The organism is Marinobacter sp. C2H3, from assembly GCF_037080155.1.
Classification (GTDB): domain Bacteria; phylum Pseudomonadota; class Gammaproteobacteria; order Pseudomonadales; family Oleiphilaceae; genus Marinobacter.
The window spans coordinates 355,584-368,667 of record NZ_JBBBNZ010000002.1 but is presented as its reverse complement, the minus strand read 5'-3'; the positions used below and the strand labels follow the sequence as shown (position 1 = coordinate 368,667).

Genomic DNA, 13,084 nt, shown 5'->3' with positions numbered 1-13,084 from the left:
CAACCGGATACCGCCAGGCACGCCTGTGTCCGACGGTGGCCCGGTTACTGCTGGTATTTGCCGAGGAACCGCCCCAGGCGGCCCATGGCATCGCCCAGGGTGTCCGAGCGGGGCAGGAAGACCACCCGCAAGTGCTGCTTGTCGTCGATGTTGAAGGCCGAGCCCTGAACCAGCAGGATTTTCTCCTGCAGCAGCAGGTCCAGCACCAGCTTCTCATCGTTGACGATGGGGAACTTCTTGGGGTCCAGTTTCGGGAACAGGTAAAGCGCCCCCTTGGGCTTCACGCAGCTGACGCCGGGGATGTCATTGAGCATGCGCCAGGCGGTTTCCCGCTGTTCATAGAGCCGTCCGCCCGGAGCCACCAGGTCGTCGATGGACTGGTAACCGCCCAGCGCCGTCTGGATCGCGAGCTGGGCCGGCACGTTCGCGCACAAGCGCATGTTGGAGAGCATCTCGATGCCCTCGATAAAGTCCGTGGCCCGGTGCTTGGCGCCGCTGATGATCATCCACCCGGAGCGGTAGCCGGCGGCGCGGTAGTTCTTCGACAGGCCGTTGTAGGTCAGGAACAGCAGGTCGTCCGCCATGGAGGCAATGGACACGTGTTCGGTGCCGTCGTACAGGATCTTGTCGTAGATCTCGTCCGACAGCACAATCAGGTTATGCTCGCGGGCCAACTGCAGAATCTGCTCAAGCAGGTCCGGCGAGTAGACCGCGCCCGTCGGATTGTTCGGGTTGATCAGCACGATCGCCTTGGTGCGGCGGGTGATCTTCTTGCGGATGTCATCGACGTCCGGAAACCAGTCCTGGGCCTCGTCACAGCGATAATGCACCGGCTTGCCGCTGGACAGGGTCACCGCGGCCGTCCACAGCGGGTAGTCGGGAGCCGGAATCAGCACCTCGTCCCCAGTGTTCAGCAGCGCCTGCATGGACATCACGATCAGCTCGCTGACGCCGTTGCCCAGATAGATGTCATCGATATCGACCTTGTCGATGCCACGCTGCTGGCAGTAATGCATCACCGCCTTCCGGGCGGAAAACAGGCCCTTGGACTCCACGTAACCCTGGGCCTGGTGCATGTTGTAGATAACGTCCTGCTGGATTTCTTCCGGGACGTCCAGCTCGAAGGCGGCCGGATTGCCGATGTTCAGCTTCAGCACCCTGTGGCCTTCTTCCTCCAGGCGACGGGCCTCCCGCAGCACCACGCCCCGGATTTCGTAACAGACGTTATCGAGCTTGGCGGACTTGGTGTAGTTCTGCATGGGGCCTGATGATCCTTGGGTGCGTTTGGGTCCGCCGCGACCGGCGGCATGGTGTGATTGACTGGCCCCGGACACGGGGGCAATGACTTCCTATTCTAGCGGAGCGGCCGGGCCCTTCAACAGGGGAAAGATGATCAATTGTGGCGAAAAACGGCGGTGTTAGGGGGTGCCGTTCACGTATTTTGTTGAGGTTGTCATCCAATGGCCTGTTTTGTCCCGCGCTGCGGTGCATTTGCCTCGCCAATCCCGGACAATAATCCCGTGCGAACGCGCTTTCCCCAAACACCCCCCGTACCAGCGGACGATACAGGAGAACAGGACGTGGCAGACGCGACCATCTACGACTTTTCGGTCAGGGACATCAAGGGCCAGGAGCACAGCATGGCGGACTATCGCGGCAAGGTGCTGCTGATTGTAAACACCGCCAGCAAGTGTGGCTTCACGCCCCAGTTTGAAGGCCTGCAGGCGCTCTACGACGAGCTGCACGGCCAGGGCCTTGAGGTGCTGGGCTTTCCCTGCAACCAGTTCATGAACCAGGACCCGGGCACCGACGACGCCATCAGCCAGTTCTGCAGCCTTAATTACGGGGTCAGCTTCCCGATGTTTGGCAAGATTGAGGTCAACGGCGACGGGGCCCACCCACTGTACCGGTTTCTCAAGAAAGAGGCGCGGGGCCTGATGGGCTCGGAGCAGGTGAAGTGGAACTTCACCAAGTTTCTGGTGGACCGTCAGGGTCGGGTTACCAAGCGCTATCCCCCCACCACCAAGCCGTCCGCCATCCGCAAGGATATCGAAGCACTACTGGGTGCCTGATGGCTCGGCCGGCGCCCAACGCCGGATCACCGAGGCGAGGGCGTCGCGATTGTAGGGTTTCGTCACATAATCGTTCATGCCGGCGGCCAGGCAGTTCTCCCGGTCGCCCTGCATGACGTTGGCGGTGACCGCAATGACGGGCAGCCGCTCGAGGCCGGGGGTCCGGCGAATCTGTCGGGTCGCCTCGTAGCCGTCCATCACCGGCATCTGGCAGTCCATCAGTACCAGGTCGTAGGCACGGTGCCTGAGCACTTCGAGAGCCCGGGCGCCATTCTCAGCGTGGCCGACCCGATGCCCCAGCTTTTTTAGCAGGCTGCTGGCCACCAACTGGTTCACCTGATTGTCTTCCACCAGCAGGATCGACAACCCCGGTTTGCTGCTGGCCAACGCCGCGTCAGGGCGTGGCAGTGCCCGGGACCCGGCCAGTGTCGGGGCCATCAGCCCGGCACCGGCGCACAGGCGCTGGAACAGATCATCCCGGCGCAGCGGCAGGCTCAGCACAGGGTTCGCTCTGCCGTCCGTAGACCGGTCCGTCAGGCCTTGCGCCACCACCACGCCCCGGCCGCGCCACTGTCCGATGAACGCTCCGGTTTCCTCCGAAGCGTCGGCAGCAATCAGCAACAGCCCGTCCGGGTGTCGGCTGGCGCCCCTGACCGGAATGCGCCAGGCCCTCAGTTGCGTTTCAATGGCCATCCGGTGGGGATGCTGTTCCGGCATAGCCATGGCCACGCCGGTCTCCCGCAGGTGCTCCAGGTGTGCGGCGTTGTACACGGTCGCCCGGGCCTGATGAATCGGCAGGGGCAGCGTCACGGTAAAGTGGGTACCGGCGCCTTCCTGGGAGTCCACCAGAATCTGCCCGTGCATGCGTTCGACCAACTGGCGGCAGAGGGTCAGCCCCAGCCCGGTGCCGCCGTATCGGCGAGTGGTGTCGGCGTCGGCCTGGCTGAAGGGTGAGAAAATTCGGTGCAGGCCCTCCCTGGACATGCCAATGCCCGTGTCGATGACTTCCAGGCGCAGGCTTCCCCCGGAGTAAGCGGCCCGAAGCCGGACCAGGCCCCGCTCGGTAAACTTGATCGCGTTGCTGATCAGGTTGTTGAGAATCTGTCGGTTGCGGGTGGGGTCGCCCAGGAACAGGTCCGGTAGCTCGGGGTCGATTTCCGTGACCAGCTCAATGCCTTTGCGGCGGGCCTGCTGGGCGTGGAGCGTGGCGCACTCTTCAATCAGTTGGCGCATGCTGAAGGGGATGTTTTCCAGCCCCAGCTTGCCGGCTTCCACCTTGGAAATATCGAGAATGTCGTTCAGCAGCGCCAGCAGGCTCTCGCCGGCTTTCAGCGCAATCTCCACGCGGTTACGCTGGGCTGCATCCAGCTCGTCATCCAGGGCCAGCCCGAGCATGCCCAGCAGACCGTTCAGCGGGGTGCGGATTTCGTGGCTCATGCTGGCCAGGAAGTTGGCCCGGGCCCGGGCCCGCCGGACTGCGTCCTCCTTGGCCCGAACCAGGGCCCGGTTGCCTCGCTGCAGCGCGTCGTTCTTCTCTGAGATTTCCCGGGTCCGGTCGGCCACTTCCTGTTCCAGCTGGGTGGAGTAGTTTTTCAGGGCGCTTTCGGCGCTCCGGAGCTGGGCGAGGGTGGACTCAATGGTTTCCAGGTGATGATTGACGATGCCCACCAGGGTGCCAATTTCGTCGGCTTCGTGTTGACGGGGCACCGGCAGGCGTACCGATTCCGGTGATCGGGGCGAGACCTGGCTCAGGCCGTGGATCACGTTCAGCATCGGCCGGGTCAACACCACATAGAAAATGGCGAGCAGGGCGCCGCCGAGCGCCAGGCTTTTGAGCAGCCCGCCGGCGAGGGTGTACAGGGCTCGCTGCAGGAATTGCAGGCCGTAGTGGAACGTGTCGATGGTAATGCGCAACTGGCCCAGGGGCAGGTCCTTGAGCTGTCGGACCTTGAGTGGCGTGCTGAACGTCAGGCGCTCGCCGAACAGGGCGTCACTGATCCAGCGGTAACCGGCGTCACTGGCTGGCCGTGCCGCCGAGGCCATCACCTGCCCGTCATTGTCGATGATGCGGGCGTCTATGGTGGCCGGATGCTGTAGCAGGCCGCTGAGCAGTTCGTTGGCCAGCCGGACGTCGATGTTATAGGCGATCTGCGCCGCCGGGCTCCGGCTGATGTCCATCAGCGCCCGGACCTCAGACGTCATGGCGTCCCGGGCGCTGAAGTAGTCCAGGGTAATCTGCACCAGGTTCAGCACCAGGCCCACGGCCATCGCCACCAGGATGGTGTCCCGGGTCAGTCGGTACGACAGTCGCTTGCGAAACCAGTTTTGCACGGGGTGTTACGGTCCTTGTTGCCGAACGGGCGGGTTCCCTGCGCCGGCGGGGCGCGTAACAGGGTCAGTCGTCGTAGTCCGCCTTTTTCTTCCACTCGGCGTCGTGGAGGAAACTGTCCCATTCCTTGTCCAGACGGGATGGAGAGGCGGTGCTGCTGTCGACGCCGTCTGCGCTCATGGCTTCCAGTTCCTTGATGCGGGTCCGGAAGCTCTTGACGGCCTTGACCGCCAGGGGATTATCCCGGGACTTGCCCATCTCGGTACTGGCCAGGTGATAGGCGTGAATGGCCTTGCGAATCTGGTTCTGGCGTACGTAATCCCGGGCCTGGAATACGTGCAGGTCGGCGTGGGTTTTGTGCACCAGGAACAGCACGTACTTGAGGTTCTTACGGGCGGTGTCCGTGCTGAGTTCCCCGGCCTTATGCATGCCTTCGATCATGCGGAACAGGGTTTGCAGTAGCTCTTTGACGTAGTTGGACTTGTCGGGGGAATCGATCTTGACAGGTTGACGGATGTCCCGGTTCTCAAGGACCGCCTTCTTGGTTTGGAGCGCGCTGTCACGCCACTGCTGGATGGGCAGGTCCGACTTCAGGCCGGCCAGTTGCTGGCAGGCATCTTCCATTCGTTTGAGTATGATCAGTTTGATGTCGGCGGTCAGGTACTGGCCGGGAATTTCGGACAACAGGCGGTTGGCCCGGTTATAGGCGTCTTCCAGTGCCGTGATCTTCCGTGCCCGGGCAATTCGGGCTTTCTCGCGCATCTGGCTGAGGACAATGACCGCAATCGATATCGCGACCAGTACCGCCAGAATCAGGACGATCGATGTGGTTTCCATGGGTTCGGTTCACACTCCGCCGGAGGGAATGGTTGCGGGGCCGTGTGAAAAAAACGCCACAACCCGCCGATATTGTTCATTAAGTGCGTATAAGCGTAGCAGAAAGCCAGGATTGAGTCCGTGATGAAATGTGAACGGGTGCTCCATTCATTTCATGAATTGATCGGTTGCGCTATATTGCGAGGATGAATGCATATTCCGCAACCCGGAGGCGCCTGTGGACCTGTCCCGTGTGGATCTTAACCTGCTTGTTTACCTGGATGTTCTGCTGCGGGAGCGGAACGTCACCAAGGCCGCCAACCATTTGGGCATCACCCAGCCCGCCATGAGCAATGGCCTGCGCCGCTTGCGGGATCTGTTCGCCGACCCTCTGCTGGTGCGCACCAGTGAGGGCATGACGGCCACCGAGCGTGCGCGGGAACTGCAGCCCCTGGTGCGGGCCATTCTCGCGGACATCGAACAGGCGGTGCAGGAGAAAACCCCGTTCTCCGCCCTGGAGAGCCAGCGGGTGTTTCGCATCATGGCCAGTGACTACGCCGAATCCTGCCTGATGCCCCGGGTGCTTCGGCGCATCCGACAGGAGGCGCCCAACGTCACCCTGGACGTGCTGACCCCGTCCGACGTGAGTTTTCTGGACGTGGAGCAGGGGCGGCTGGACATGGCCATTAACCGGTTCGACAAGATTCCCCAGTCGTTCCACCAGAAAACCCTGTGGACCGAAACCTTCGCCTGCCTCATGAACGTGCGCAACCCGATCCTGCGGGAGCCATTCACGCTGGACTCCTACCTGGACGCCAGTCATATCTGGGTGAGCAAAACGGGCTTCGGTGTGGGTGTGGGGGTTAACCCGAAAGACGTGCAGCGCCTGGGCTGGGTGGACGAGGCGCTGGCCCGGATGGGGCGCAAGCGGCGGATCTCCGTGTTCACGCGCCACTACCAGGTGGCCATGCTGCTGGCGGAGCAGCACGATCTGATTGCCACCCTGCCGGCCCGGGCGGCCTGGCTTCAGCGGGACAATTCAAACCTGCTGGTCAAGGTGCCACCGTTCGACATCCCGCCGTTTGAGCTGAAGATGGCCTGGAGCCCGCTGCTGCAGCACAACACCGATCACCAGTGGCTGCGGCGGCTGATTGTGGAAGTGGCGGAAGAAGTGGACCAGGAGTTTGCGCCGTTCGGCGCTCTGTTCGAGGCTGCCGAACGGCCGCCTGCGCATCAGTCGGAGCGCTGATTGCCCGCCGTGTCGTTCAGATGGGCAGCTCCCGAAGCTCCACCGACGGGCGCGCCGAATCCCACATTCTCTGAAAGCTCTCGGCCAGCACTTTGACCCGGCCCGGGTGATGGAAGTTGGCAAAGCCGTCCGGCCGGTCAAAGCCATGGCGATAATACAGTCCGTCGCGATCCACCAGGGCGAAAGGCTGGTCCTCCGAGGGCAAATCCGTGTTCACCAGACGCAGGCTGATGTGGCTGGGCAGACGCCGCATCAGCTCCACCAGCTGGTGCCGCCGCTTGACCAGCGGTTTGTCATCGTGGATCAACAGCCGCACCTCGCTCTGCCGATGGCGCCGGGCGAGGGTGGACAGCAAATCCCGGAAGCGTCCCCGGTCGTAGGCTTCATGGCCCAGCCAGCGATCATACAGCCAGAGCCGTTGGCGAGCCTGGCCGACCAGGTTGTCCAGCAGGGCCAGGCCGTCGTCCTCGGCATCGAACAGCCAGGGCGCATCGTCTTCCCCAAGCAGGGCCGGGCGGGTGCGGGTGTCCAGCGCCTCGCTGATCCTTGCTGGAGCCAGGCAGCGCATGTCCACGTGGGGAATGCCGGCGTCGTCGTAGACGTCGGAGCAGACGTGAAAACCGCAGCTTTGGTAGAAGCGGATGGCGTGCTCCTGGGCGGACAGGCGCAGCTCGCCGTAATGCGGCGCGGTTTCCCGGATCAGGTGCTGCAGCATGGCCAGTCCCGCGCCCCGTCCCCGATGTTCTGGCAATACGGCCATCCGGCCGATGTGACCGGTTTCGTCCAGCGCGGGGAACACCCGGGCGACGGCGACGGGGGTGTTGTCCGGTAGCACCGCCAGATAGTGATCGGCGATGTCGTCGGTATTGTCCCATTCCAGTTCCGGCGGTACCCGCTGTTCGTCAATGAACACCCGCTGGCGAATCTCGCGGACCGCGGCGGGGGCCAGTTGCCAGCTGTAGCGTCGGATTCGAAGGGTCATGTCACCTCGGGGCGTTTGAAGCGCAATGCGGAAGCGTTACGGCGAATCGATGTACACGGAGCCCTGATTGTAGAGGCGGGTCATCAGCCCCACCAGGGCGGGGTCGTCCATCAGCGGCGCCAGGGCGGCCATGTCGATCCGGGCACCGGCGCACAGCAGGGGCGCCAGCGCCCGGGCGTCGCCGTTGAGCAGGTACTGCTCGCCGTCCACGAACAGGGCGGTCTGGTCCGCAAAGTCATGGTACGCAAACCGGGAGCCTTCGTTCCAGCGCAGGGCCTCACCGGCGCGGATGGCTTCGGCCAGGTCGGCGTCGGCGGCCGGGGTCTCCGCGGGCACCACGATATCCGCGTTTTTCGGAGCGGTGGCGTACTGGCCGAACCACAGGGCCAGTTGGCGCGGGTCCGACAGCTGCTCTCGGATCAGGCCGTCAAGGCGCTCAATCACCGGCGGAGCGATCAGCCCGGGGTTGGCCTGAACGGTCAGGTCCGGGTCGGCCAGGTGTCGGGACACGTCGTTGCGGCTGCACAGGAAATCGGTAAAGCCGGTGAGCACGTCGTCCACCGTGGGCGCCCGGAAGCCAATGGACAGGGTGATGCAGTCGTCCTCTGCCACGCCGTGGTGGCCAACGCCGGGAGGCAGATAGAGCATGTCTCCGGGGGCGAGCACCACGTCGGTCTGCTCCGGCCGCCAGTCGCTCAGGATGCGCAGGGGTGTGCCCTGCACCCGCCCTGAGGTGTGGTCGCACTGGCCGCCGAAATGCCAGCGCCGGTGGCCCTGGGCCTGCAGCAGGAACACATCGTATTGGTCGTAGTGGGGGCCGACGCTGCCGCCACGGGGCGCGTAGCTGGCCATGATGTCGTCCAGCCGCCAGTTGGGAATGAACCGGAAGGCGTCCAGCAGGTCGGCGATCTCCGGCACCCAGTGGTCCAGCCCCTGGATCAGCAGGGTCCAGTCCTGTTCCGGCAGGCGCTCGAACCGCTCCGGGTCGAAGGGACCATTGTGCAGTTGCCAGGGCTTACCCGCATCGTTCTCGATCACGATGCGGGATTCCACCGCCTCTTCGCAGGCAAGCCCGGCCAGCTCGTCCGGGCTGACCGGGCACTCGAAGCCCGGAAACGCCTGTTCAATCACCAGCGGTTTCTTTTGCCAGTAGTCCCTGAGGAACGCCTCGGGGGTCAGCCCGCCCAACAGGTTCATGGGCTCGTCTCCGGTCAGATGGCTTGGGTCAAATGGCTTGGGTCAGATCGCCTTGGCCTGTGCGGCCGCGTTGCCGACGTACAGGGCCGGGGTCAGCGCCAGCAGCTCGGCCTTTCCGGCCTCCGGAATGTCCAGGCCATTGACGAAATTCTGGATCAGTTCCGGGGTCATGGCCTTGCCCCGCGTCAACGCCTTGAGCTTTTCATAGGGCTTTTCGACGTTGTAGCGGCGCATAACGGTCTGGATCGGCTCCGCCAGCACTTCCCAGGCGTGGTCCAGGTCCTCGTTCAGCCGGGCCGGGTTGATTTCCAGCTTGCCCAGGCCTTTGAGCGTGGCTTCGTACGCGATCAGGCTGTGGGCAAAACCGACGCCCAGATTGCGCAGCACGGTGGAGTCGGTCAGGTCACGCTGCCAGCGGGAGATGGGCAGCTTGGCCGCCAGGTGGTCAAACAGCGCGTTGGCGATGCCAAGGTTGCCCTCGGAGTTCTCGAAATCAATGGGGTTGACCTTGTGAGGCATGGTGGAGGAACCCACTTCGCCTTCCACGGTTTTCTGCTTGAAATAACCCAGGGAAATGTAGCCCCAGATGTCCCGGTCCAGGTCGATCAGGATGGTGTTGAATCGGGCGACGGCGTCGAACAGCTCGGCGATGTAATCGTGGGGCTCGATCTGGGTGGTGTAAGGGTTCCAGGCGAGGCCCAGGCCTTCGATGAAGTCCCGGGCGTTGGCGGCCCAGTCCACGGACGGATACGCCGAGAGGTGCGCGTTGTAGTTGCCCACCGCGCCGTTGATCTTGCCCAGCAGCTCCACCTGCCGGATCTGGCCGAGCTGGCGGCGCAGCCGGTACACCACGTTGGCCAGTTCCTTGCCGACGGTGGTGGGGGAAGCCGTCTGGCCGTGGGTCCGGGACAGCATTGGCTGGTCAGCGTGGGCGTGGGCCAGATCGGCCACCAGGGCCACCACCCGCTCCATGGCCGGCAGCAGGCCCTCGTCCAGGCCTTCCCGCAGCATCAGGGCGTGTGACAGGTTGTTGATGTCCTCGGAGGTGCAGGCAAAATGCACGAACTCGGTGACGGCGTGCAGCTCGGGCACGCCGGCGATTTTTTCCTTGATAAAGTACTCCACGGCTTTGACGTCGTGGTTGGTGGTCCGCTCGATGCCCTTGATGCGCTCGGCGTCCGCCAGGCTGAACTCGCTGACCATGGCGTCGAGGAAACGGTTGGCCTCGTCGGAGAACGCGGGTACTTCCGGCACGCCGGCGTGCCGGGACAGCTGCTGGAGCCAGCGGATTTCGACGGTCACCCGATTGCGGATCAGGCCGTACTCGCTGAATATGCCGCGGAAGACGTCTACCTTGTTGCCGTATCGGCCATCCACCGGAGAAACGGCGGTCAGGGCGGTGAGTTCCATCGAAAACCTCTCAAATCATCAAAGAATCGGATCAAACGGGCGTGGGGCGCACATGATACACCAGCAGGCCCCGTGAATCAGCGCCCGGGCGGTGATTCCGGCACCGGGCGGATGGCGGGATTACCGGGCCTGTTTGGCCAGGTTGCTGGCCAGGTCTATCAGCTTGCGGCGCTGGAATAGCAAGCGCCAGCGGCGGCCGCCACACTGTCGCCAGAGCACAGCAGAGCGGATGCCGGCCAGAAGCAGGGCGCGGATTCGGGCGGCGTTCTCCTCCCGCTGCAGAACGGCCGGGTTGCCGGTGACCTGAATGCGCTGGCGGAAGGTGCTCAGGGTGTCGCTGTAGACCGACGCCAGATTCGCCATCAGGTTGCCGTGGTGGTAGCCAAAGTGGTTGGCGGTGTGGCGGGCCTGATCGATGCGGCTGCCGATGACCTCAAGCATGTCCGTGCGCTTGCGAAGCTGGCCTTCCAGCTGGACCAGCCCGAGGGTGTACCGCAGGATCTCCGCGTCTTCCGGGCGATTCCGCTGGGCCATGATGGCCGAGAGGGTGTCGAGCCCCAGTTGCAGATTGCCGAGCTGGCCGCCGAACACATCGAGGGTGGTGTCTGGGTCGGTTTCGAACAGCGAGCGAATGCTGGTCTCGAAGCTGGCGTCGTCGCACTGGCCTTCGTGGGCTATCTGTCGTACAAGAGCCGCGGCCTGGAATAACCCCGCCAGCGCCAGGGCCTGGTCTTCAAGGGTCTGGCTCATGACAGGGTTTCCTCGATGACCGCGCCGCCCAGGCAGATCTCCCCGTCATAGAAGACCACCGACTGACCCGGGGTAACCGCCCGCTGCGGCTGGTCAAAGACCACCCGTGTCCCGGTCTGGGTGACGGTGACTTCGCAGTCCTGGTCGGGCTGGCGATAGCGGGTCTTGGCGCGGCAACGGAAGCGTGTTGCCGGCGCTTCCCCCAGAATCCAGTCCACCGGGCCGGATACCAGTCCGCCGGAAAACAGCATCGGGTGGTTCTTGCCCTGGACGGCGATCAGGACGTTTCGCGCCAGGTCCTTGCCCGCCACATACCAGGGCTCGTCCCCGAACTCGGACAGGCCACCAATGCCGAGGCCTTGGCGCTGGCCGATGGTGTGGTACATCAGGCCCTGATGCTCGCCGATGTCCTGGCCGTCCGGGGTTTCAATACGGCCGGGCTGTGCCGGCAGGTACTGCTTGAGAAAATCCCGGAATTTGCGTTCGCCGATGAAGCAGATGCCGGTGGAGTCTTTTTTGTCGTGGGTGACAAACCCCTGCTGTTCGGCGATGCGGCGAACCTCTGGCTTTTCCAGTTCGCCCACGGGGAACAGGGTGCGGGCGATGCGGTCGCCGGCGACGGCGTGCAGGAAGTAGCTCTGGTCCTTATTCGGGTCCAGGCCCTTGAGCAACTGGGCCTTGCCAGTGCCGTCCGCGAGGGGTTGCTGGCGCGCGTAATGGCCGGTGGCGATGAAATCAGCGCCCAGGGTAATGGCGTAGTCCAGAAACGCGCGGAATTTCACTTCTTTATTGCACAGAATGTCCGGGTTGGGCGTACGTCCGGCCCGGTACTCGGTGAGGAAGTGCTCGAACACCCGGTCCCAGTATTCGGCGGCAAAGCTGGCGGTGTGCAGGTGAATGCCCATGGCATCGGCGACCGCCCGGGCGTCCGCAAGGTCGGTCATGGCGGTGCAGTATTCGGTGCCGTCGTCCTCGTCCCAGTTCTTCATGAACAGGCCTTCCACCTGGTAGCCCTGATCCTTCAGGAGCCAGGCGGCCACCGACGAGTCAACGCCGCCGGACATGCCGACGATTACCCGGGTCTCTTCCGGGGCTTTGATGGGGGGTTCAGACGTCATATCAGCCCTGCGATGGACAAAAGGCGCATCATACCATTCGCCGCCGGTTACGTCTTTTCGTCCACCACCACGTCCAGGGGATACCGGCGCCCGTTGCGGTAATCCTCTATGCAGCGCAGCACGAGGGGGCTGCGCAACCGGTCGGGCTGCGCGCGCAGTTCGTCCAGGGTAAGCCAGTGGGCGGCGATAATGCCGTCGTCCAGTTGTTCCGTGACCCGTTCGAGGGCGTCGGCGGCGTAGCAGAAACGGTAGTAGGTGACGCCGTTGGCGGGTGCGACATAGGTGTACAGGCCCAGGAAGTGCCTCGGCTCGACCGCCCAGCCGGTCTCTTCCAGGGTTTCCCGTCGGACGGCATCCAGGACCGCTTCGTTTTCCTCAATGTGGCCGGCGGGTTGGTTAAAAACGATCCGGCCGTCGCTGTGTTCCTCCACCATCAGGAACCGGCCGTCGGGGTCTTCCACAATAACGGCCACGGTGGCATGGGGTGTCCAGACTTCAGGTGTCCCGGTCATCGGTGTGTCGTTCGCCTCCGTCGCGAGTGGGTTGGGGGGGTGCCACCCGAGCGCCGTGGCCGGGGCGCCGTTGATGGACCCGGAAGATGCACAGTTTCGGCTCGCCACTGGCCGGGCTGAAGTCCGTCGAGTGCCCAGGGGCCAATGCGGAAGCGCACCAGGCGCAGGGTCGGAAAGCCGACCGCTGCGGTCATCCGGCGGACTTGGCGGTTACGGCCCTCGGTCAGGGTAAGGGCCAGCCAGCTGGTGGGCACCGAGGCCCGGTAGCGGACCGGTGGCACCCTGGGCCACAGGTCCGGTTCAGACAGGGCCTCGGCCTGGGCCGGCCGCGTCGGGCCGTCTTTCAGGTTCACACCGTGAGCCAACTGGCGTAGGGCGTCATCGGTGATGGCGCCCTCAACCTGCACCCAGTAGGTCTTCGGCATTTTGTTGTCGGGGGCGGCAATGCGGTGCTGGAGAGCGCCGTCGGCGGTCAGCAGGAGCAGGCCCTCAGAATCGTAGTCCAACCGACCGGCAGGGTATACGCCGGGGCGGGTGACAAAATCAGACAGGGTACGCCGTGGCGTGCCGGTTGAACGGTCATCGGTGAACTGACTGAGCACGTGGAACGGCTTATTGAACAGCAGGAGTTCGGACACGCATCGGACCC

The 13,084-nt window shown here is 63.9% G+C and carries 12 protein-coding genes; 2 read left to right on the top strand and 10 right to left on the bottom strand.

Features of this window, described 5'->3' with window-relative positions; genetic code table 11:
* Positions 1-44: 44 nt before the first annotated feature.
* Positions 45-1,259, bottom strand: a complete 1,215-nt coding sequence (locus V3388_RS06785) for a pyridoxal phosphate-dependent aminotransferase (RefSeq protein ID WP_336366777.1) — start codon at positions 1,257-1,259, stop codon at positions 45-47.
* A gap of 321 nt (positions 1,260-1,580) precedes the next feature.
* On the opposite strand from V3388_RS06785, the gene V3388_RS06780 reads away from it, so the two are divergent.
* Positions 1,581-2,072: a glutathione peroxidase gene (locus tag V3388_RS06780; RefSeq protein ID WP_336366776.1), complete on the top strand. Its 492-nt coding sequence runs from the start codon at positions 1,581-1,583 to the stop codon at positions 2,070-2,072.
* Here V3388_RS06780 and V3388_RS06775 read toward each other — a convergent pair.
* On the bottom strand, positions 2,058-4,403 hold the full coding sequence (locus V3388_RS06775; RefSeq protein WP_336366775.1) for a hybrid sensor histidine kinase/response regulator: 2,346 nt from the start codon (positions 4,401-4,403) through the stop codon (positions 2,058-2,060). The genes V3388_RS06780 and V3388_RS06775 overlap by 15 nt on opposite strands.
* A gap of 64 nt (positions 4,404-4,467) precedes the next feature.
* Positions 4,468-5,238, bottom strand: coding sequence for a hypothetical protein (locus V3388_RS06770; protein ID WP_336366774.1), 771 nt, complete (start codon positions 5,236-5,238; stop codon positions 4,468-4,470).
* Between the two features lie 217 nt (positions 5,239-5,455).
* On the opposite strand from V3388_RS06770, the gene V3388_RS06765 reads away from it, so the two are divergent.
* Positions 5,456-6,466 (top strand): LysR family transcriptional regulator, encoded by a 1,011-nt coding sequence (locus V3388_RS06765; RefSeq protein ID WP_336366773.1) that lies wholly within the window; start codon positions 5,456-5,458, stop codon positions 6,464-6,466.
* Positions 6,467-6,482: 16 nt separating this feature from the next.
* Here the strand turns inward: V3388_RS06765 and V3388_RS06760 are convergent, their stop codons facing one another.
* The 7 genes from V3388_RS06760 to V3388_RS06730 form a co-directional block, all read right to left on the bottom strand.
* A complete protein-coding gene (locus V3388_RS06760; RefSeq protein WP_336366772.1) occupies positions 6,483-7,448 on the bottom strand; it encodes a GNAT family N-acetyltransferase in 966 nt (321 codons plus the stop codon).
* Between the two features lie 36 nt (positions 7,449-7,484).
* Positions 7,485-8,645 (bottom strand): cupin domain-containing protein, encoded by a 1,161-nt coding sequence (locus V3388_RS06755; protein ID WP_336366771.1) that lies wholly within the window; start codon positions 8,643-8,645, stop codon positions 7,485-7,487.
* A 42-nt stretch (positions 8,646-8,687) separates the two neighbouring features.
* Positions 8,688-10,055, bottom strand: a complete 1,368-nt coding sequence (gene purB, locus V3388_RS06750) for an adenylosuccinate lyase (RefSeq protein ID WP_336366770.1) — start codon at positions 10,053-10,055, stop codon at positions 8,688-8,690.
* Between the two features lie 120 nt (positions 10,056-10,175).
* Complete coding sequence (gene hflD, locus V3388_RS06745) at positions 10,176-10,805, bottom strand: high frequency lysogenization protein HflD (protein ID WP_336366769.1); 630 nt, start codon at positions 10,803-10,805, stop codon at positions 10,176-10,178.
* A complete protein-coding gene (mnmA, locus tag V3388_RS06740; RefSeq protein WP_336366768.1) occupies positions 10,802-11,923 on the bottom strand; it encodes a tRNA 2-thiouridine(34) synthase MnmA in 1,122 nt (373 codons plus the stop codon). The genes hflD and mnmA overlap by 4 nt, the downstream gene beginning before the upstream one ends.
* Positions 11,924-11,970: 47 nt before the next feature.
* Positions 11,971-12,435, bottom strand: coding sequence for an NUDIX hydrolase (locus V3388_RS06735; protein WP_336366767.1), 465 nt, complete (start codon positions 12,433-12,435; stop codon positions 11,971-11,973).
* Positions 12,432-13,073: a pseudouridine synthase gene (locus V3388_RS06730; RefSeq protein WP_336366766.1), complete on the bottom strand. Its 642-nt coding sequence runs from the start codon at positions 13,071-13,073 to the stop codon at positions 12,432-12,434. The genes V3388_RS06735 and V3388_RS06730 overlap by 4 nt, the downstream gene beginning before the upstream one ends.
* Positions 13,074-13,084: the final 11 nt, after the last annotated feature.